Source organism: Salsuginibacillus kocurii DSM 18087 (assembly GCF_000377705.1).
In the GTDB taxonomy this organism is placed as follows: Bacteria; Bacillota; Bacilli; order Bacillales; family Marinococcaceae; genus Salsuginibacillus; species Salsuginibacillus kocurii.
Genome location: NZ_KB898623.1, coordinates 865,142 through 886,923, shown reverse-complemented (window position 1 = coordinate 886,923; position 21,782 = coordinate 865,142). Strand labels below are relative to the sequence as shown.

The following is a 21,782-nucleotide window of genomic DNA, read 5'->3' as shown; positions in this document are numbered from 1 at the left end:
CCTGAATGGGGAAAGCAGCTGAAGACTTATTATGCCGGCCTTGTAGCGTCAGCAGTTGGAATTAAAGTATTTATGCTTCCAATGGTTGCCTTTTTACTTCTTCCGATCATTGATTTGCCTGCTGATGTGCAACAAATTGTCGTTATTCAAGCGTGTATGCCAACTTTTATCATGGCAGCGGTTCTGTTTGAGAAGTATTCAGGCAATGGGAAGCTCGGTATGATGACGATTATATTAGCTGCAGCAGCAAGTCTTATTGTGATTCCATTGATTATATTTCTTTCGTTCTTTATGTAATTGGTTAACCGCTTACCACCAATATCTATTTTTTGGAGTTTCATTTTGACACCGACGGTTTTTCTCTACTTTGTTTACTGAAATTATAACTATCAACCTTTTAATGTTGTATTTCAGGTGAAGAAGAATCACAACTCCTGATATTTGTGGGAAAATCAAAGAATTCTTTCACTACACGAATAGAAATCAGAAAGTTTATTCATTAAATTTTCTGATTTCTATTTATTTTTACAAAGGGAATGTATATAATGCCAATTAGGGAAAGCGTTTAACTTATCTATTTTATTAAGTTTATAGTTGGAGGTGAAATTACCGAGGCGAACCTAAAAGGGTGATCTTTACCAGTTAAACGCGCGGGTGCTCATCTATAGTTTCAGTCCTAAATAAGCAGTTAACATAATAGGTTAAGCACATTTGAAAAAAGATGGGCGGTGTGTCGATCCATGTTGTCTTCCCATTTTGGAAAGCGTTTTCAAAAAATGGATATTTCTCTAACAGAAGACATGCACCCAACTTCACTTACGAAACTAAAAGACTAATGTGGATGAATAATCTTAGAACAGGGTGCTCATGCATGACACAATTAATATGTATGCTTAGTTAAGCGCTTAACTAAATTGCTGATTTATTGTAAAGAGGTTCCTTTCCTCGTCTTCCACATGATTTTTTACTAAGGTGTTACGGAATGAAAAAAGCGGATTTCAGCAGCGGAATAATTTCTTGGTAATATTTTTTCATTATTCAAAAATGAAAGCGCTTCAAATTGTGGCGTTTCACTACTAAAGCTAGGGGGAGTTTTTAGTGAATAAATGGTCTTGGAGAACAGGGTTTTTGCTAGCTTCAGCTGGACTCGTATTAGCTGGCTGCGGCGGGGAAGACGACTTGGACACTGAAGCAGGCGTAGAAGGAGAGGAAGCTCCTGATTCAATCACAGTAGCTATGCCGTCTGGAGCAGAGTCTTCAGCGCTTCGTCCGTTAATTTCTGAATTTGAAGATGAAACTGGTGTCGAAGTTGATTGGAATGAATTTGACTATGATACGTTGTATGAACGTGTATTAAATGACTTACAGAGCGGGACCGGAACATATGACGTTATTTTTGCTGACGACCCATGGATGCCGATGTTTGCGGGAGGTGGGTATTTAACCCCGCTAGATGAATTCGATTATGAAGGTGATGACGATTTTGTCGGCAGTACTGAAAATGTGACACACTGGCCGGCCCCTGAAGGACCACGAATGCCAGATGAAGACCCAGATGCAGAACCGCGCCAATACGGGATTTCGCAGGTAGGTAATGTGCAGCTCTTCTTCTGGCGCAAAGATATTCTTGGAGACGAACCGCCAGAAACGTGGGATGAAGTTCAGCAGCTGACCGAAGAACATGAAGGGGAAACAGAGTACGGTTTTGTTCCGCGTGGAGCCCGGGGTAATGCAGTGACGACAAACTTTAACGCCTTTATGTGGTCGCATAACGGGGATTTCTTCGGAGATGATTGGGAAGTTACCGTGAATGATGAAGAAGTTCATAACGCTTTTGATACCTATACGCAGCTGGCGCAAACCGGTCCGGACTCAGTCGCAAACTATAATGCTGACGAAGTAGGGCGCGCTATGTCCCAAGGAGATGGATTAATGTCAATCGTTTGGCCGGTTTGGGCAGAAACGATGGAAAACGAAGACGAGTCTGAAGTGGTTGGAGATATCGGCTATGGACTGGTACCAAGTGCAGAAGACGGAGATCCGTCTCCACAAATTGGGAATTGGATCTTTGCTGTCCCAGAAGCAAGTGATAACCGCCGAGCTGCTTTTGACTTTATCGAATGGGCTTCTTCTGAAGAGACGCAATATTCCATGGCGGAAAATGGTGGTATTCCTTCACGTGAGAGTGTTTTAACAGATGAGGCACTAAATGAAGATCTTCCTTACCTTGAAGCTGTATATGAAGGGCTAGAAAACGCGCAGTTCCGTCCACGCACTCCTTCTTACACAGAAGTTGAAGAAGTACTGGGCACGTACTTGAACCAAGTACTTGCTGGAGAAATGGATGAAGATCAAGCACTTCAAGCGGCACAGGAAGAAATCGAAGAAATCATGGAAAGTGATGGCCACTACGAATAAAGCACTGGCAAAGGCGCGGACTTTGCCGCGCCTTTTGACCAAATTCATGTGAAGGGTGAAGGTATATGGAACAACGGCAGGAGACGGTGGAGGTCGAGAAGCAGAAGAACTGGACAAATAAACACCGCAAAAAAACGCTATTTTCTAACAAACACCTACTGCCTTACTGGCTCATTTTGCCAACACTGCTCATTTTAGCTGTGTTGACAATTTTTCCACTTGGTTATTCAATCTATGTCTCATTTCAGGATTTTAATACGTACGGTCAACCAGATGGATTTACTGGTTCGAACTATGCAGAAGTAGTTACAAGTATGACGTTCTGGAATTCGATGGGTGTTACTCTCTTGTATACCTTTGGGGTTGTGGCTTTTGAAATGATTCTGGGATTATTCATGGCTCTTATGGTTTCAAAAGATACAAAAGTAATGGGATATTTACGCTGGGTTCTTATTATTCCGATGATGTTATCTCCGCTAGTTGTCGGTATTATATTCCGTTTAATGTTAAATGCAGATATGGGGATTATCAACTATATGTTGCAGTCTATCGGATTGCCAGCTGTTAATTGGCTTGGAACTTCGGGCACTGCTTTTCTTTCCATCATGATGGTAGATATCTGGCAGTGGACACCAATGTGTTTTCTTATTATTTTGGCTGGCCTTCAGTCTTTGCCACAGGATCCATATGAAGCAGCTCGTTTAGACGGGGCTTCGCGGCTGCAGATTTTAAAAGATATTACCTTGCCTTTATTAAAGCCGATTATTATTGTAGCGCTTGTCATTCGCACTATGGATGCACTTCGTATGTTTGACCAGGTGTTCGTATTAACCCAAGGTGGCCCGGGAAGAGCCACTGAAGTAATTAGTTTCTTAATGTATCGCGCTGCTTTGCGTTTTTCCGATTATGGGTACGCGACAGCAGGTTTATTTATTTTGTTGCTCGTCACCATTGTACTTTCCTACGGCATGATTAAACTGTTAACACGTAATGAAAAGGCAGGTGAGTCATAAATGGAAAACGCAAAAACAGGAATGAAAGCCAAGCGAATGCGTGAAGAAATTATTCGCTATACGGTATTGTTCATTATATGTTTAATCGTTCTATTTCCGATTTATTGGATGGTTATCACTAGCTTTAAAACGCAGGGGGAGCTTTTCCACTCAACGCAGACATTCTTTCCACAACAGTTCACATTGCAATATTATTTAGACCCTGTCGATGGGGTGTTAACTGCAGGCAGTCCATTTCTAGGTTTCTTTTTTAACAGCATGATTGTAGCTTCCGCTTCAACCGTGATTTGTTTAGTAGTTGGTTCTCTTGCCGCTTACAGTCTGGCTCGGTTTGAAATGCGGATTAACAAAAATGACCGTTTATCGTTTGCCATTTTGACAGCGCGGATGTTGCCGCCGATCGTCGTCATTGTACCGATGTACTTAATTATGCAGCAGCTCGGTCTATTAAACACGTACTGGGCGATGCTTATTGTCTATACGGGTTTTAACTTACCTTTTGTTGTCTGGATGATGAAGGCATTCTTTCAGGAGATTCCTAAAGATCTTGAAGAATCAGCGATGGTGGATGGCGATTCGAGAATGAAGGCTTTTTATAAAATCGTACTTCCGCTTGTCGCACCTGGACTTGTTGCTACATCCATTTTCACGATTATTCTAACGTGGAATGAATTCTTATTTGCGATGTTTTTACTAAATTCTGCGGATATGATGACGCTGCCACCAGGGATTGCGACTTTTATCACGCAGTATGAAACAAACTGGGGCTCGCTGACGGCGGCAGCTACACTTGCTGTTGTACCAGTCGTCATCTTCTCTTTCATCGTACAAAAGCACTTGGTCAAAGGAATGACACTGGGAGCAGTAAAAGGTTGATAACAGCAAAAGAGGAGGATGAACCATGGAAGTACGTTATGAAAATATCACTAAACAATTCGGGGAAACGCCCGTACTTGAAAATTTAAATCTTACCATTCACGACGGAGAGTTCCTGGTACTGCTAGGGCCTTCCGGCTGTGGCAAATCAACGGCGCTTCGTATGCTGGCTGGACTTGAAGATCCAACTTCTGGTGAAATTTATATCGGCAACCAGCCCGTCACGGATATGGAACCAAAAGAACGAGATATCTCGATGGTCTTTCAGAGCTATGCTTTGTACCCGCACATGAGCGTGTTTGAAAATATCACATATCCTTTAAAGATTCGCAAAGTCTCAAAAGCAGAACGGAAAAAGCAAGCAGACCGGGTGGCTGAGATATTAGAAATTGGAAATTTGCTGAAGCGAAAACCAAAAGAGTTGTCCGGCGGCCAGCGGCAGCGTGTTGCACTTGGGCGTTCGCTCATTCGTGAGCCCAATGTCTTTCTAATGGATGAGCCGCTTTCAAACCTTGATGCAAAACTGCGGGTACACATGCGTGGGGAAATTAAGCGTCTTCATACAGAACTTGGTATTACTAGTGTGTATGTAACGCACGATCAGACCGAGGCAATGACGATGGCTGACCGCATCGCCATTATGGAAGGTGGTCATTTGCAACAACTTGCTGCTCCGAATGAAATTTATAATAAGCCGACCAATAAGTATGTCGGCGGCTTTATTGGCAGTCCAGCCATGAACTTTGTTAAAGGGCGTTATAAAGGGAAGGAAGACCGACTTGATTTTGATGTCTTTGACTTTCCGATTGATCATGAATGGCGTGAGATCTTTGAGCGCGAGTTAAGCGGGGACGACTTGTATCTGGGTGTGCGCCCGGAAGATGTGCAGGTTAGCACTACACCACAGCCTGGTGCAGTGAAAGGTGAAGTCTACGTTGTTGAACCACTAGGGAAAGAAATGATTACTATCGTGCGGGTAGGCGATCATACGGTTATGGCCTGTATTGAGCCAGACGTGGATATTGAAATGAACCAAGAAGTCTGGTTGCAATTTAAGAACCATAAGCTGCATATGTTTGATGGCAAAACGGAAGCGAAAGTGGTTTAGCTTAAAAAGTGTCTTGTTGGATAGACTCGCGGACATTTAAGAGGCTGGGCCAGCGCTTTACGAAATATGAAAATGTTTAGAGCTCTAAGCGACTGCAACGGAAGTTCAACAAGCACTAAGTGACTTTGTAAAGGGAGAGTACGACTACGCAAGGAAAAGGAGTGACCGCGCAACGAAGACGAGTGACTACACAACAGAAAAATGTCACTGCGCATATAAACCGCTTCCTTTCGACCAGAGTGGATACGACCTCGTACCCAAGGTTTGTAATGTCACACGGTTTATTTTCACTAGACACTCATTCTGTATCACTTCGCACTCACTGAAAGTCACCAGCAGCAACCCACTTGCTGGGAGCAAAAGAAGACCTTTGCCATCGCTTCTTATTGGTTACCTTGAAAAAATAAGCAAATGGAGGATAACGATGACTGACACGATTAAATGTGCTGTCCTGGGTCTGGGTCGGCTTGGGCTTCACCATGCAAAAAGTTTAAAGCAGCGGGCAAAACATGCAGAATTAGTAAAAATAGTAGATCCAATTGAAAGCCACGTACACCAAGTAGCAGAAGAATTGGAAGTGCCTGAGTGGACGACAGAGCCAGATGAAGCCATAGAAGATCCTAGTATTGATGCTCTTGTCATCGTAACGCCAACGAGTACTCACGGCGATTTAATAAAAAAAGCAGCAAAGCAGGGCAAACATGTATTTGTTGAGAAACCGCTTACGCAAACGCTGGCAGAAGCAGATGAAGTCATTCAAGCAATTGAGGACAGCGGGATAGTCTGTCAGGTCGGTTTTATGCGCCGGTTTGACCCGGCTTACGTAGATGCAAAAGAACGCATTGATGCGGGGGAAATTGGCGAACCACTTTATTTTAAAAGCATTACCCGTGACAGCGGCTCTCCTCCAGCTGAATTTATCAAACATAGTGGAGGCATTTTCCTGGATTGTTCCATCCATGACTACGATATCGCCCGCTACCTCATGAATTCTGAAATTACAACAGTGGCAGCTCAAGGGCGGATTTTAATCAACGACTTTATGAAAGAGTTTAACGATGTCGATCAATCAATCACTTATGTAGAATTTGCGTCTGGCGCAGCAGGAGATATTGAAGCGAGCCGCACATCCCCTTATGGGCATGACATTCGTACCGAAGTAATCGGCTCTGAAGGAACAGTCCTTATTGGCAGTTTGCGTCAGCAAAACGTGACCGTTTTAAATAATAAAGGAAGCAACTATGAAATTGTTCCTGATTTCCAGACTCGTTTTAATGATGCTTATTTTATTGAAATTCAAAAGTTTGTCGACTGTGTTCGTGAACAGAGCGCACCTCGTGTCACGGCATGGGATTCAAAAATTAATATGGAAATTGCCTTGGAAGCAACCCAGTCATTTTTAGCAGAAGGCCGCCGTCGGACAGTTCATATTCATACAGAGTCTTCATTATAAACTTTTCTTGATGGGCGAGAGGTTGAGGAGACTAGGAGGTTCATTAGTGGAAGCAGAACAAGACCCTGACACAGCTCCACCCTACAAATATGCGCAGTTGGCCATTGATCACCTCACGGTCATTGAAGAAAAAATTGCGTAGGACCACGGTACTACTTTCCAAAAATAAGAGCCAGGGCTAATTCAATGACTTGCATTTAAAAAAGGGAGAGAAGTGGAGAAGAAAGAAGGTTAACAAATGAAACCAACCATATACCATGTTGCGGAACAAGCCGGGGTTTCTATAGCCACAGTATCAAAGGTTATTAACAACACAGGCCGGATTGGTCGTGAAACGAGAGAGAACGTATTAGCAATTATGAAAGAACTCGGTTATGAGCCAAGTGTCGTAGCCTCTGCGTTAACAGGTAAACATACAAATACGATTGGCTTGCTCGTTCCCGATGTTGCTAATCCTTACTTCTCGGAGCTTGCTCGTCGGATTGAAGACCGAGGACATGAAAAAGGGTTTAGCGTAGTGATCTGTAATACGGACAATGGAATTGAAAAAGAAGCTGAATATGTCAAATGGTTGCACCGAAAACAAGTAGATGGGATTATTCTCGGAACCGGTATTCAAGATAACCGTACACTTCATGAACTCCTTAAACAAGAAACCCCTACTGCTCTCGTTGCTCGTGACAGCCCTTCCTTGCAAGTAGACACAGTTCGAATTGATGATTATTTAGGAGGAAGACTTGCAACTGAGCATTTGCTCGAATTAGGCCACACAAATTTAGGTTTTATGCTCGGCGGCTTAAACAGCTCAAGTGAAGAAGAACGTTTGCGTGGAGTAAGGTCAGTGATGACAACAAACAATCTTTCTGTATGTGAAAAAGATATAGTGACCGATGCTTACACAATAGAAGAGGCTAAACAGCAGGCTATGAAGATTCTAACTCAAGCCCAGCCGCCAACAGCCATATTTGCCATGAATGATTTGTTAGCCAATGGAGTGATGAAAGCAGCACGAGAGCTTGGTTTGCGATTGCCGCAAGATATATCAGTTATCGGGTTTGACAATACGTTACTTGCAAGCATCAGTGAACCTCCTCTGACCACCATTGCCCAGCCAATTGCAGATTTAGGTACGCAAGTGACAGATTTATTAGTTCAGGAAATTCTAGGTGAAAAGACGGTTAAACAGCGTATTGTATTGCTGCCTAGCTTGGTTGTTCGAGAAAGTACGACTACTATAGCAAGAACACCGGTTCAAAAGTAGATAATGGAACGTGAAGGTTCAAAGCGCTTTTTTATAGCTTATCATAGATGGGTAAGCGCTTACTCCAATATTTAATTTACTAACGGACTTTCTCTGCCATAAGGGTTTGTTACTTATCGTATGCAGGGGAGAAGAGAAGAATATGAAGGAGGACGAAACATGACTACCATTAATGTAGGGATCATTGGAGCGGGAAGGATTGGCCAGTTGCACGCTAGCAATATCTTAAACTCGAATTTATTAAACTTAAACGCGATAGCAGACATTCATACGGATCATTTAAAAGGAACCATCTATGAACGAGAGGTTCCTATGATTACCAATGAACCGGAAAGGGTGCTTGAAGACCCTGAGATCGATGCTGTTTTTATTTGTTCATCTACGGATTCACACATTCGCTTTATTAAAGCGGCTGCCAAAGCTGGGAAACATATATTATGTGAAAAGCCGATCAGCTTTAACCTTGAGGAAACGAAAGAAGTGTTACAGGTTATCAACGAAGCTGGGGTCAAATTTCAGGTAGGGTTTAATCGCCGTTTTGATAAACACTTCAGAAAAGTGGCTGAAACCGTGCAAGAAGGGAAAATAGGGAATCCGCATATTATAAAAGTTAGTTCGCGTGACCCGGAGCCTCCTCCGGAAGAATATATTGCGGGTTCCGGCGGAATGTTTATGGATATGACGATTCATGATTTTGATATGATGCGCTATCTTTCAGGAAGTGAAGTGACCGAGGTATCTGTAAAAGCTGCCAACTTGGTGGATCCGATGTTTGCAAGAAAAGGGGATGTGGACACAGCCATCATAACATTAACATTTGAAAACGGTGCTATGGGAGTGATCGACAACAGCCGCCAAGCTGTATACGGCTATGACCAGCGCATTGAAGTGTTTGGTGATCAAGGGGCTGTAGCGGCGGATAATGAAGCCCAGACCAATGTACAGATATCGACGCAAAATGCGATTACAATTGATCAACCAAAGTATTTCTTCTTAGATCGTTATAAAGACGCTTATGAAGATGAAATTAATGAATTTGCCACGGCTATTTTAGAGGATAAGCCGCTTCTTTGCACAGCAGATGATGGATATAAGGCAGAACTGATGGCCAATGCAGCTAAGTTGTCATGGGAAGAACAACGTTCGGTTTCACTAGCGGAGTTCCATTTGGTCCATAAGATTTAAATGTGATGAAATCTTCTCTTACAATACAAAGAAGTTAAGCGCTTTTTCAGTGCTTAACTTCTTTGTGTAGGAGGTGTTCCTTAGCCAAAATGGTTAAATTCTTTGGCTGTTCGGGGCTGCCGTCGATTGACGCTTGATAAGTTCTGGAGAGAGCATTATTCGTTGTTTATGAGAGGATTCTTTTTTGATTCTTTTACTTAAGATCTGCATGGTGAGTGAAGACATTTCGTCAATAGGTTGAGCAACGGTTGTTAGCGGAGGTGAAGAGATTTCAGCATACATGGTATTATCAAAACCTACTACTGATAAGTCTTTTGGAACATGAAAACCGAGGCGATTAGCCTCCTGTAATACTGCGATAGCAAGCAAGTCATTGAATGCGATGATCGCAGAGGGTGGATTTTCCTGCGATAATAACTCGTTCGCCGCCTTTCTACCATGTTCAAATGTTGATTTAATTTGCACTGTATGTTCGTTGGGAACTGCTATTCCATGGACATTAAACGCTTCTGTATATCCCTGCATTCGATAGTTGCTGCTCTGGGCATTCTCTATAATTGTTCCGATTCGCTGATGGCCAAGTTCAAGCAAATGATCGGTTGCCAGATAGCCAGCCCGGTAGTCATCAAGTGAGACAGTGTCTACTCCTAAGGAGGGAATATCTACTGAAAAAAGTAAGAGCGGAATATTCTGTTTTACAAGCTTTTGTAAAATAGAAGAATTAGTAACAATGGAAGCAACGATTAAACCATCCACTCGTTTTTGGCTAAGTAAGGAGACGTATCGTTCAACCTTTTCGTCATCGAGGTCAGTGCTACAAGCGACCACGCCCAACCCTAGTGCTTGAGCCTCATCTTCTATTTTTCGAGCGACTTCAGCAAAAAAAGGATTTGCCAAATCTGGTACCAGCAGCCCAATTGTTCCTGTTTCTTTACCAGTTAAGGCAGAGGCAATAGAGCTAGGTTCATATTCCAGCTCTTTCATCACTTCAATGACAAGCTCTCTTGTTGTTTGACTAATATTCCCGGTTTGGTTTACAACCTTTGATACTGTAGCAATGGACACTCCTGCTTGTTTTGCAACATCATATATGGTAGCTCGCATGTGAAACCGCCTTTATCATAATATCTCGAAGTATATATTCTACTAAAAGCTCGGTTTAAAAACCAATTTTTTAAACTTATGTTGTTAATCATACTTCCAGTTTATGAAAGCCTGCCATAGGTTGCAAATGTTTTCTTTTTCAAAATCTACTAGCATAGAAGAGTCGGAGCTGAAGTAAGAAGGAAGTAAAATGTTTCTATAAATGGTAATTATGACGGGTGAAGGTCTACGGCTTCTTTTATTTCAATCGAACGGTGACAAGCTTCTAATACTCGCATATTCTCAACAGTGCTTTCTTTTGAATAGATAGGTGCTTCTTTATTTATGACAGCAGCGGAAAAATGCTCAACACCAAGCTTATAATTAAAGCCTACAATTCTCTCTCTTCTCTCATGGCCGTCTTCGCGCTGAAGGTGAATAAGACCTTCGCCGTCTGATTGTGGTACATAAGCCTTTGGTACTTCAATTTTTCCATGGGTGCCGACAATTTCATAAGAATGGCGTCCCGCTCTATTCATACTGCAATCAAAGGTGGCATGAATACCGTTTTCCATTTCCAGAACGCTTACAGCCGCCATATCAACGTCATAGTGGGGATGCTTTGCTTCAATTGTATACACACGTGCTGGATTGGATCTTGTAATCATGCGAATAGCGTGAATGCAATAACAGCCAAGGTCGTAAAGGCTGCCGCCTCCAAGTTCTCGGTTCATGCGGATATTCCCTTCAAGCTGTTGAAGCACAAAGGAAAGACTTGAATTCATATGCTTTACTTCGCCAATCTCTCCCGCCGCTATGATTTCTCTTACCCGCGCATGCTGAGGGTGAAATTGGTGCATGAAAGCTTCCATAAATAAAACGTTCTGGTCATCACAGAAGCTAGTCATTTCATAAGCTTCGCTTGCGGTTAAGGCGGCAGGTTTTTCACAAAGCACATGTTTGCCTCGTTTAGCTGCTTCTTTTACCCATTTAGCATGAAGAGCATTCGGGAGCGGAATATACACTACATCAATTTCAGGGTCTTCAAGCAAACCTTCATAAGTGGAGTAGGTTTTTGGAATAGCAAAGGCTTTGGCAACTTCCACTTCTTTTCCGCTCTCACTCGCAATTGCTGCAATATCCGTATGGTTTGCTTGTTTAAGGGCTGGGATTACCCATTTGGTTGCAATTTCGGCGGTACTTAAAATCCCCCATTTTACTGTTTGTGCCATCGATCTCATCCTTTCTTTTCATCGCTATCGGAGCTAATTTTTGCGAATGTGTAAACGGTTTCAAAATAAATTAAAAACGTTCGACTATCTTTACTGTATCATGGTTATTGCTTGGTAAATATAGCATCTTGTAAGCAAGTTTTATATAATTGTTGTTTTTTAAGTTGGAGGATAGAGAAAGGGGGAGACGAAGTGTACAATTCATTTGATCTATCTTCAATTTACAGCTCAATCCGCATGATGGATATCCGTCTCGATCAGGTTGAAAAAGGGTGGGAAAACACAAAACACCGTCATGCTTATTTTGAATTTATCTGTTGCATGTATGGGAGTCTTGAACAACGGGTTGATAATGAAATTTATACCCTCCGACAAGGAGATGCTCTCCTGCTTCCAGCTGGGAGCAACCATCATACATATGCTCAGGCCCCCACACAATACTTAGTGTTTCACTTCGAGATCGAAATGCGTGATATCTACACATTATTGCAATCGGTTCAGCAAACGATGATTCCTGCCGAGCAAACGTTTGATCATGGTCAAACAGCTTTGGAGTGGGCGGAAGATTTTATCAAGGCATTTAATATAAAATCTCAGAAAAAGACGCCTGGCCTTCAGCAGGAAGACTATTTTTCAGAAATGGACTCCGCGGTAACTGTGCTTCGTTTGCACGCTCGTCTGATCGAGTTTATTAGCAGCCTCGCCCACTATTTCCTTACGAACGAAGCGCTGCACGAGAGCAATGATTCCGCGACGCAAGGAGAAGTGGCGAGGCAAGTTGCTGTACTGCTTGAAAACCGCCTTTATAAAAAAACGAAGGTGCAGGACATCGCCGCTGAACTAAACTTTCATCGTTCCTATCTCAGTCACTGCTTTAAACAAACATACGGCATATCCCCTTCAGAGTATTTAATGCGCCTGCGCATCCGTGAAGCAAGCCGGCTGCTTACTGAAACCGATACATCGATAGACGAAATTGCCAGTCAATTAAACTTTTCCTCCACTGCTCATTTCAGCCGGTCTTTTAAAACAATAGCCGGATTAAAACCTACCTCCTACCGAAAGCAGCAGCGCGTATATTTTAAAGATGTTAAGAGAAATTAATAGGTTTGAAGAAAAGGATTGGAAGTCAAAGCAAGATGGTGTCCCATGTGATGGGTTAGTTGTTTAACTCTTTATCAATGATTTCCTCCGTTCTTCTTCTGCAGGAGGGTCGCGAATCTTCCTTCAAGCTCGTCTAAAAACCCCGGTTGAGAACATACCGGGGTTTTTAGATGAGCTTGTAGAACAACCCTATTTTTTATAAAAGCTGAGCTTGCCAATAGTACTGGATTATTCCTTTAAGTCTTCGACGGAATCAATATCCATATATTCTGGAACCACAAGGCCGATCCGTAGCCTTCAAGGTTTGGTAGTGAGACATCAATTTCTGTGTGAAGAGATAGATGGATAGGAGGTGGTGAGCACTTACTCCTCATATCATTAGCTTTCAAATACATACAAAACTGAGGAATAGAAGGGTAAAGGGGGGAGTGGAATTCTTCTTATTTTTCTAGCAAATAATATAACAAGGCTTAACGGCTTTAGAGGAAGGAGTTTATCTATGGGAGAGTATGTGCGTGCATATAGACCTGCTTTCTACAGTGACTTAATGCTAGAAACAAGTTAAACCTAAAAATAATAAAAGATAGAAACTGGGGGTTTTGCTTGTTTTATACAATTTCTTTTACATTTTTTAGTGATATTAAACAATGACGGTAGTTGAGCTTCACCGTATGATAAGACTAATTAGTAAACACGCATTTTGAAACCCGGTGGTAAAGGGGGAAGAAATAAATGGTACAGATTCAATTATCAAAATATTCACACTAATAAACGAAACCTAACATCATGTTTCTTACAATGTAGGCAACCACACCTTAAGAACTTCATAAGTGAAAGAATATATATCCATAAGATGAAGGAAGGGATCTTTAATGAGTCAATTGTTATACAAACGTTTAATTCCAGGAAGCATGGCACTTTCTCTATTGTTTGTAGCTGCTTGCGGAGAAGAAGGAGCAGATGATGCGACAGGTGCAGAAGAGGAAGGTAGCGATACAGAAGACGGAGGGGAAGAAATAGAAGAAGTTGACCTCGTATTGAACTGGTTCCCGAAAAGTCAGCAGGGTGGCTTTTTTGCAGCTCAGTCCCAAGGTTATTTTGAAGAGAACGGCCTAGGTGTCAACATTGAACCAGGCGGACCGGAAGTCTCCTCGGTTCAAATGGTGAGTTCAGGCTCTACCGAGTTCGGGCTCGCTCATGCGGACCAAATTCTCATCGCAATTGATCAAGGCGCTGATTTAGTGGCTTTAAGCGCTTCACTACAGAACAGCCCACAGGCAATGATGTTTCATGAAGGTGAAGATATTGAAGACTTTGAAGATATGAATGGAAGAACGGCCTACGTCGAGTCAGGGATACCATACTGGGATTACTTAAATGAACATTATGATTTAAGCGGTGTGGACGAACAATCATATTCGGGTGAACACGCAACATTTGCAAATGACACCGAATCAGTGAGTCAGTCATTTGTAACGTCAGAACCTTACTTTATGGAAAGAGAAGGTATTGATACCGAGACATTGCTCGTTTCGGAGTCAGGCTTCGATCCATATAATGTCGTACTATTTGTCGAGAGAGAGTATTTAGATGAGAATGAAGAAGCTGTAGCAGGTTTTATGGAAGCTTTTGAAGATGGATGGGATTATTACGCCGAAGAACCTGAGGAAGTGAATGAAGTTATTCATGAAGCGGATGAAAATATTGCCCTGGATGAACTGGAATTTGAAACTGAAACACAAGAAGAGTTTGTTTACGAGGGTGATGCTGCTGAACATGGAGTCGGTCACATGGACGTAGAACGGTGGAGTGAATTAATTGAACAGTTAGAAAAAATTGATGTGATAGGCGAAGGAATTGAGGCAGAAGAAATCTTCACTACAGATTATTTGTCTGGCAGCTAATAAAATAGGTGAGAGAAGCAAGTTTTGATAAAGGGGTGGCACACATGGAAAGGCAAATTATGACACGCATTTCTTCACAAGCAGAGGCAGCGGCAGCTACGGGCATAGATCGCCATCACCCACAAAACCTGGTGGAACTAAAAAACATTGATAAAGTGTATCCCAATGGCACCGTGGCTGTAGAAAGAGCAAATTTAGACATAGCAGAGAATGAGTTTTTCTGTTTTGTTGGTCCTTCGGGGTGCGGGAAATCCACAATTTTTAATATGATCACTGGCTTAACAGAGCACACAGGCGGAGAACTTTCAGTGTTGGGGACAGAGTCAAAAGAAGCAAGAAAAGAAAATGAGATTGCCTTTGTGTTTCAAGAGCCTACGTTATTACCTTGGAACAATTTGCTAGAAAATGTGTCGCTGCCGCTCAAACTTCGCAAGGTGCCAAAAAAACAGCGTCACGAAGAAGGCGAGCGGGTGTTAGAACTGGTCGGATTGAAGGATTATACAAAATCATTGCCGTCTCAGCTTTCTGGTGGCATGAAAATGAGGGTCTCGATCGCAAGAGCATTAATCTCACGGCCTAAGCTGTTATTAATGGATGAGCCTTTTGGGGCTTTGGATGAATTTACCCGTCAGTCACTGCAGGATGAGTTGTTGCGTATTTGGTCACAAGACCAGCGCATGACTGTCCTGTTTATTACCCATAACGTATTTGAAGCTGTCTATTTGTCATCTCAAGTGGTAGTGATGACCCCTAGTCCGGGAAGAATTTCAGATGTTATTCAGATTGATGAGCCGTTCCCTCGTGGCGAGAATTTTCGAGTGGCTCCTTCGTTTAGTCAATATGTACAGTCGGTTACCAGCTCTTTGGAACATTAATCTTATTTGAAGGAAAAGAAAGGTGATGAAAGGTTATGGAACGGAAGCAAGAGGAACGGGTAGGAGAAAGCTTAACGTTACCAAACTTATCACAATCCAAACCTGCAGTGAATCAACGTTCTAAAATGACTGAGTTTGTCCGGCGCAAAGCATTGCAAATTTTGCCGTCGGTTACGTTATTTGTCGTGTTTTTCGGAGCCTGGGAACTGATATTGAGATTAGCTGACATTGCACCTTTTATTTTCCCTAAACCAAGCGATATAGTGGTAGCAGCCCAGGGGAATTGGGTTAATCTGCTTGGGGCTGCGCAAGCTACTACAACAGGTGCATTAGCAGGCTTTGCCATCAGCACCGTTTTAGCCATATCGATGGCGATTATTTTATCATTGTCCAAGTGGATAGAAAAAAGTGTCTATCCTTATATCGTTATTTTACAAACGATTCCTATTGTAGCTGTGATTCCAATTATCGTCATTTGGTTTGGAGCGGGCATTCAATCTATCATTATCGTCGTCTTTTTAATAAGTTTTTTTCCAATTCTAACCAATACATTGATAGGTTTAAATTCTACTGACCAAAATATGAAAAATTTATTCTACTTATATAATGCGAGTCGTTTTCAAACTATTTTCAAACTGCGGATTCCAGCAGCTTTACCTTACATTGTCGCCGGGCTGAAAATCTCCTGTACGCTTGCCTTTATCGGTGCTATCGTTGGAGAATATATGGCAGGTATTGGGGGAGCGGAAGGTGGACTTGGCCAGGCGATAACCGTAGCGGCGACCAGATTGGAAACTCCGTATTTGTTTGCCTGTGGCTTAACGGCTTCACTTCTTAGCGTTACTGTTTATCAAATCGTTACTAAGCTTTCAGAACGGATGCTTAGTTCCTGGCATGAGTCTGAAATGAAATAAGATGATTTATATTAAAGGGATATGACTTTGGCCCATGGAATTTAAAAGTTGAAGAAGAAATTTAATGCTTCTGGGATTACGAAAAGAGGGGGAGCAAACATGACCAAACAACATAACGCTTTTTTTACAACAGCCATTCAAGTTCCAGCCCAACAGAAAGGGATACTAAGTGATCTTCACTTTAGCGTGAAAGATGTATTTGCAGTAGAAGGGCATACAAATAGTGCAGGCAATCCGGACTGGTTGAGAACAGGCACTGTTGCTGAAGCTACAGCCCCTTCTATTCAGCAATTGTTACTTGCAGGGGCGACTTTAACTGGCATGACACATACGGATGAAATTATGTATAGCTTAAACGGGCAAAATGCTCATTACGGTACACCAATAAATCCGGCAGCGGAGGATCGGATACCAGGTGGTTCCTCAAGTGGGGCGGCTGTTTCCGTTGCTTCAGGAGAGGTGGATTTTTCGATTGGAACGGATACAGGAGGCTCTGTTAGGGTGCCTTCTTCTTATTGTGGAATTTACGGTTTTCGTCCAACCCACGGTACGGTGCCAATTGAAGGGGTTATTCCTTTGGCCAAAAGCTTTGATACAGTGGGCTGGATGACTAGAGACCCGCAATTGTTAGAAGAGGTCGGGCGTACTTTGTTACCTCAATTGTCTAATAGTCCTGCAGCCTCATTTAAGCGTTTGCTCAAAGTGGAGGAAGCATGGGAGATGGTAAGTTCAGCGTACAAAGAGCAAGCGTTTGCCGTGATTGATCAACTAAGTGAACAGTTTGAACAAACAACTGAGGCTGTTTTATCAAATAATGGACTCGAAGAATGGTTCAACACCTTCCGCACGATTCAAAGTACAGAGATTTGGAAGCAGCATGGGGAATGGATTGAGCGGGACCAGCCCGTATTTGGTGAGGCTATTGCAGCACGTTTTAACATGGCTAAACAAACCTTTGAAAAAAATATAAGTGAAGAAGCTTATGAAAAGATGGCTTCTATTTCTCAATATGTACGTGCGCTCTTAGCTGAGGATGGCCTGCTTGTTATCCCTACAACTGTGGGGCCTGCTCCTTATCGTGACATTCAAGGAGAAAAAGATGAAGAACGGCGGGCCTTAACGATGCAGGTAACATGTATTGCTGGTCTTTCCGGTTTGCCGCAAGTAACTATCCCGTTGGGAAAAATGGAAGGAGCACCAGTTGGGTTATCTTTCATCGCCGGGGCAAACAAGGACCTGGAACTATTGAAATGGGTAAGTGAATGGGCTCTGCTAGAGAGGAAAGCGGGGCAGGAAGCATCACCACTTTAGTAGGATTATTTCCGCTAACTTTGTGGAATTTGTGTAAATACCTGGAACATCCCCAAAGAAGTGACTTCAGCGGATGAAGCGAGTTGGAGTGCATTACCCCAGAGGCTCTGTAAGCCTGAGGAAAGGGAAGTCATAGAAGAAAGAGTAGCACAGTTGTTTAAGAGAGCCAAATAAATGAAAAGCCCTTGCAAACAAGAAGTTTGCAGGGGCTGTTTTCATGAAATGTATAATTTAAGCTTCTATTGGTTTAAGTTCACTCGTACTTCATCTGCACTCCAGAAAGAAGGCTCAAAGATGAGTTCTAGTTCTGGGTCGTCAGCTGGGGCTTCAAATGCGATCGTCCCTGAAACAGTGCCACCTGGAGCTAAATCACCAGAAGACAAGCTAGTATCGCTGTCAACTGTCGTGAATGCTTGATCTGTAATGTTGCCATTGCTGTCTTGTATACTAAAATGGTATGGATTATAAGAAATTTGATCTTCTCCATCGTTATCAATAGTCACATGAACAATTACATATTCATTACCTTCGCCTGGAGATTCAAATTCAGTGCCAGAACTCGTTTCAACCTCGTTGACTGTTAATGCATAATCATTATGTTCGACTGTGTCGCCAACACTAAACAATTCTTCTTCTAATTCCTCTTCAGTTTCTTCTTCCGGGGCGTCTTCCTCAGTACCTTCTTCATCTACTTCTTCTCCGTTCTCATCTTGTTCTTCTACTGGTTCATCTTCTGGTTCTGTGGCTGTCTCTTCCTCATCGTCACCGCCGCCAATAATTGCAATAATTACTAATAAGACAAAAAATATGCCGATGATAGTGAGGCATCCTTTGAAAAATTTACCCACAAAACAACCTCCTTTTTTTAATCACTGTGTAATAATATGCCAAATTTATAGTACCAACTTTTACATAGTTGCACAACAAAATTTAACATTGTTCGATTATAATATAGTTTTTCTGGAATGTTACTGGTAGTTTTTACAAGTTCAAGTTCTGAATAAACCAGAGAATGGTACCCAAAATGTACTTATACTTATAAGCCTTCAAACGAATTAAAGGCAGACTTCGGGTGGTACAAGAAGCCTAGATCGGCAAAGGGAAGTAAGATGTTGCTTGCTTTCCAACAGCTTAATTTATAGACTGATAGTGTGTTCTGAATTTTCTGTATGTAAATGATCAACACTATCATTAAGCGAAGGAGGCGGAAGAATGCTACTTGAGCCTATTTCATCAAACGTTCGTTTAAAAACGATGGATGGCGGGGAGGTTGCGCTTCAAGATTTTCGCGGAAAGAATACGTTAATTTTTATGTGGGCATCTTGGTGAAAGTGCCGGGAACAGCTGCCAGGTTGGCAGGAAGTTTATGAACGGCATCGGGATAAAAACTTTGAAATTCTATCAGTGGCCGTTGATGGACAAGGAAGCGAGGTTGTAAAACCATTTGTAAATGATACATCGTTTCCTACGGTAGTGGACACAGATAATCAGTTGATTAATCTATTTCAGTTTAAAATTATTCCAAACGGTATTTTTCTTGATGAAGAAGGCAAGGTTCGCATGTTTAAAGAAGGATTTCAAGTGGACGAAGACGTTCATGTGCAAGCTGTAGAGAAACTGTTAAACAAAGAAGTAGAAACAGTGACCTTTGGCGAGGAGCGAACAGGGCAGGCAGCCTCTGATCTTCAGCTTCAATTAGCACAAACCAAATACAAGCTCGGCATGGAATATGCGTCACATGACAAGATAGACCAAGCGTTAAAAGAATTAGATGGCGCTCTTCTATTAGATGCAGATAATTTTACCATCCGTAAGCAGCGTTGGTATTTGCGTTATCCAGAAAAGTTTTCCCCGACCATTGATTTTGATTGGCAGAAGGAACAGCTTGAAAAAGATAAAAAGTGGGAAGAAGAACAGCGTAATAAAGGTTTGATTTGCGGACCGGATGGTTGTTTTATTTCTTCTACGTAGAATATTGGGAAGAGACTTCTATACTTTAGGAGTCTCTTTTTTAGTGTTATAGACTCCTTTTTGCTTGCGGTGGATATATCCTAGTCCATTATTACGTGATTTGAAATAATATTTCAAATTTTTAGTATATTTTATTGATTTATTATTTCATCCAGCTATACAATAAACGAAAGCGCTATGCAAAAGGGAGGTTAGTAGGTAACACAAAAACCTAAAGGAGGAGCTTAAATATGAGGTGGAGGAGTTCACTGACTGTTCTTTTTCTAGGAGTTTTTATTGGTTCTGCAATAACAACTACTGTTGAAGCCGAGATGGAAAATGGGACTGAGCTGGAAGTAGGCATTGATGTGTTAATGGAAGAAGAGTTTGAAAAAATTGAGGGTAAGAATGTCGGATTAATTACAAATCCTACGGGCAGAAATAGTGAACAGGAGAGCACGGTAGATGTAATTTATGAAGAAGAGGATGTAAATTTGGTTTCTCTTTACGGTCCAGAACACGGAGTACGGGGTGATGCGCAGGCGGGTGAATACATCGAATATTATGAAGATGATGTTACAGGCCTACCTGTGTATAGTTTGTACGGAGAAACAGAAAAACCAACCCCGGAAATGCTTGAAGATGTAGAAGTGCTTTTGTTTGATATTCAAGATATTGGAATCAGGTTCTACACCTATATTTATACCATGGCTTATGCAATGGAAGCGGCAGGGGAGCAAAACATACCTTTCATCGTACTCGACCGCCCCAATCCGCTTGGGGGAGAGAAAGTAGAAGGCCCTGTCCTTGAAGAAGGGCATGAATCATTTATCGGCCTCTATCCGATTGCACTACGTCATGGGATGACTGTTGGAGAACTAGCTGATTATTTTAATGAAGAATTTGGATTTGGGGAAGATTTATCAGTAGTAGAGATGAATAATTGGGAGCGTTCAGACCATGCCAATGAACTTGACCGCCTTTGGATTCCGCCCTCTCCAAACATACCTACAGAGGAATCTGCTTTTGTCTATCCGGGAGCTGCTTTGATTGAAGGTACTAATATTTCTGAAGGGCGAGGCACTACCCAACCTTTCACATTACTTGGCGCGCCGTTTATTGATTCAACAGAGTTGAGTCAGGAACTGAATGCGATTGAGATGGAAGGGGTGTATTTTACACCGGCTTCTTTCACTCCGACATTTTCTAAGTTTGAAGATGAACTATCCCACGGAGTTCAGCTTCATCTCATCGATGAAGAACGACTGGATAGTGTGGAGATGGGCTTGCATATTGTAAAAACAATACATGATTTGTATGAGCAATTTGAATTTCAGGAAGAAAACGAAGACGGACAGTCCTTTTTTGACTTATTAATTGGAAATGACTTTGTACGACATGCTATTAAAGATGGGATGGCTGTAGAAGAAATGATGGCTAGCTGGGAAGCTGAAGTCGAGGAGTTTAAAGAAACAAGAGCTGAATATCTACTCTATGAAGCAGATGAAGACTCTTCTACAGGGTTATTTACCGATTATGATGCTTCCGATTGGGGCTACGAAGCAGTAGTTGATTTGTATCATCAAGGGCTAATTGAAGGAGATGCAACAGGGGCTTTTCGGCCTGATGACCTAGTTACACGAGTGGAAGCCAGTATCTTTTTAACTCGCGCTCTTGATCTCCCTATTGATGAGACGATGACTGTTTCCTTTGCTGATGTGAATGAATCAACACCTCACTATGAGGAAATTATAGCGGCAGCGGAAGCTGGTATTTTTTCGGGCAGTACTACTAATTACTTTCATGGCGAGCGCGAATTAAGGAGAGAGGAAGCGGCTGCTATTTTTGTTCGGTCGTTTGATTTTACAGGTGGAACTCTCTCTTCTTCATTTACTGATATTGAGGGGCGTCCATTTGCTGAGGAAATTATGGCCTTGTGTGAAGCAGGTATTATTGAGGGTGTCAACGAGGCAGAGTTTGCACCTGAACAAACAGTGACCAGAAGAGAATTTGCACTCATGCTCTCCCGCGCACTTGAAGCTGCTCACTAAATGAGGTGGCATCTTGGTGAAAGGTGGAGGGTAGAAGCATTAAC

The 21,782-nt window shown here is 42.2% G+C and carries 18 protein-coding genes and 3 pseudogenes; 18 read left to right on the top strand and 3 right to left on the bottom strand.

Features of this window, described 5'->3' with window-relative positions; genetic code table 11:
* From D469_RS22280 to iolG, 8 genes and pseudogenes are all read left to right on the top strand, one after another.
* Positions 1–297, top strand: a pseudogene (locus tag D469_RS22280) (hypothetical protein); the annotation flags it as partial.
* An 801-nt stretch (positions 298–1,098) separates the two neighbouring features.
* Positions 1,099–2,418: an extracellular solute-binding protein gene (locus tag D469_RS0104270; protein WP_018922132.1), complete on the top strand. Its 1,320-nt coding sequence runs from the start codon at positions 1,099–1,101 to the stop codon at positions 2,416–2,418.
* A 65-nt stretch (positions 2,419–2,483) separates the two neighbouring features.
* The gene (locus D469_RS0104265) at positions 2,484–3,431 is read left to right on the top strand and encodes a carbohydrate ABC transporter permease (RefSeq protein ID WP_018922131.1); all 948 of its coding nucleotides are present in this window, start codon (positions 2,484–2,486) and stop codon (positions 3,429–3,431) included.
* Positions 3,432–4,307: a carbohydrate ABC transporter permease gene (locus tag D469_RS0104260; protein WP_018922130.1), complete on the top strand. Its 876-nt coding sequence runs from the start codon at positions 3,432–3,434 to the stop codon at positions 4,305–4,307. It abuts the gene before it with no gap.
* A 25-nt stretch (positions 4,308–4,332) separates the two neighbouring features.
* Entirely contained in the window at positions 4,333–5,415 is a 1,083-nt protein-coding gene (locus D469_RS0104255) for an ABC transporter ATP-binding protein (RefSeq protein WP_018922129.1), read from the top strand.
* 424 nt (positions 5,416–5,839) lie between these two features.
* Positions 5,840–6,868 (top strand): Gfo/Idh/MocA family oxidoreductase, encoded by a 1,029-nt coding sequence (locus D469_RS0104250; protein WP_018922128.1) that lies wholly within the window; start codon positions 5,840–5,842, stop codon positions 6,866–6,868.
* A 238-nt stretch (positions 6,869–7,106) separates the two neighbouring features.
* Positions 7,107–8,129 carry a LacI family DNA-binding transcriptional regulator gene (locus D469_RS0104240; RefSeq protein WP_018922126.1) on the top strand — a complete coding sequence of 341 codons (1,023 nt, stop codon included), beginning with the start codon at positions 7,107–7,109 and terminating at the stop codon, positions 8,127–8,129.
* A gap of 159 nt (positions 8,130–8,288) precedes the next feature.
* Entirely contained in the window at positions 8,289–9,314 is a 1,026-nt protein-coding gene (gene iolG / locus D469_RS0104235) for an inositol 2-dehydrogenase (protein WP_018922125.1), read from the top strand.
* Positions 9,315–9,407: 93 nt separating this feature from the next.
* Here iolG and D469_RS0104230 read toward each other — a convergent pair whose 3' ends face one another.
* Together D469_RS0104230 and D469_RS0104225 are read right to left on the bottom strand one after the other, a co-directional pair.
* Entirely contained in the window at positions 9,408–10,418 is a 1,011-nt protein-coding gene (locus D469_RS0104230; RefSeq protein WP_018922124.1) for a LacI family DNA-binding transcriptional regulator, read from the bottom strand.
* A gap of 209 nt (positions 10,419–10,627) precedes the next feature.
* Positions 10,628–11,629, bottom strand: coding sequence for a Gfo/Idh/MocA family protein (locus D469_RS0104225; RefSeq protein WP_018922123.1), 1,002 nt, complete (start codon positions 11,627–11,629; stop codon positions 10,628–10,630).
* 192 nt (positions 11,630–11,821) lie between these two features.
* Here D469_RS0104225 and D469_RS0104220 point away from each other — a divergent pair, with 192 nt between their 5' ends.
* From D469_RS0104220 to D469_RS0104200, 5 genes are all read left to right on the top strand, one after another.
* A complete protein-coding gene (locus tag D469_RS0104220) occupies positions 11,822–12,733 on the top strand; it encodes a helix-turn-helix domain-containing protein (protein WP_018922122.1) in 912 nt (303 codons plus the stop codon).
* A gap of 872 nt (positions 12,734–13,605) precedes the next feature.
* Positions 13,606–14,637: an ABC transporter substrate-binding protein gene (locus tag D469_RS0104215; RefSeq protein WP_018922121.1), complete on the top strand. Its 1,032-nt coding sequence runs from the start codon at positions 13,606–13,608 to the stop codon at positions 14,635–14,637.
* Between the two features lie 44 nt (positions 14,638–14,681).
* On the top strand, positions 14,682–15,512 hold the full coding sequence (locus D469_RS0104210) for an ABC transporter ATP-binding protein (protein ID WP_018922120.1): 831 nt from the start codon (positions 14,682–14,684) through the stop codon (positions 15,510–15,512).
* A gap of 35 nt (positions 15,513–15,547) precedes the next feature.
* Positions 15,548–16,426 carry an ABC transporter permease gene (locus D469_RS0104205; protein WP_018922119.1) on the top strand — a complete coding sequence of 293 codons (879 nt, stop codon included), beginning with the start codon at positions 15,548–15,550 and terminating at the stop codon, positions 16,424–16,426.
* Positions 16,427–16,525: 99 nt separating this feature from the next.
* Positions 16,526–17,737: an amidase gene (locus tag D469_RS0104200; protein ID WP_018922118.1), complete on the top strand. Its 1,212-nt coding sequence runs from the start codon at positions 16,526–16,528 to the stop codon at positions 17,735–17,737.
* A gap of 239 nt (positions 17,738–17,976) precedes the next feature.
* On the opposite strand, the gene D469_RS0104195 is transcribed toward D469_RS0104200, so the two are convergent.
* Complete coding sequence (locus tag D469_RS0104195) at positions 17,977–18,585, bottom strand: DUF4352 domain-containing protein (RefSeq protein ID WP_018922117.1); 609 nt, start codon at positions 18,583–18,585, stop codon at positions 17,977–17,979.
* A 364-nt stretch (positions 18,586–18,949) separates the two neighbouring features.
* On the opposite strand from D469_RS0104195, the gene D469_RS22755 reads away from it, so the two are divergent.
* The 5 genes and pseudogenes from D469_RS22755 to D469_RS22745 all read left to right on the top strand — a co-directional run bounded on the left by D469_RS22755 (position 18,950) and on the right by D469_RS22745 (position 21,738).
* On the top strand, positions 18,950–19,066 hold the full coding sequence (locus tag D469_RS22755) for a TlpA family protein disulfide reductase (protein ID WP_018922116.1): 117 nt from the start codon (positions 18,950–18,952) through the stop codon (positions 19,064–19,066).
* Between the two features lie 15 nt (positions 19,067–19,081).
* A complete protein-coding gene (locus D469_RS0104185) occupies positions 19,082–19,708 on the top strand; it encodes a TlpA disulfide reductase family protein (RefSeq protein WP_083910711.1) in 627 nt (208 codons plus the stop codon).
* A 230-nt stretch (positions 19,709–19,938) separates the two neighbouring features.
* Positions 19,939–21,183: pseudogene (locus D469_RS19605) on the top strand (exo-beta-N-acetylmuramidase NamZ family protein); the annotation flags it as partial.
* A gap of 42 nt (positions 21,184–21,225) precedes the next feature.
* A pseudogene (locus tag D469_RS22750) lies at positions 21,226–21,327 on the top strand (S-layer homology domain-containing protein); the annotation flags it as partial.
* 57 nt (positions 21,328–21,384) lie between these two features.
* Positions 21,385–21,738 carry an S-layer homology domain-containing protein gene (locus D469_RS22745; RefSeq protein WP_276202154.1) on the top strand — a complete coding sequence of 118 codons (354 nt, stop codon included), beginning with the start codon at positions 21,385–21,387 and terminating at the stop codon, positions 21,736–21,738.
* The last annotated feature ends 44 nt before the right edge of the window (positions 21,739–21,782 follow it).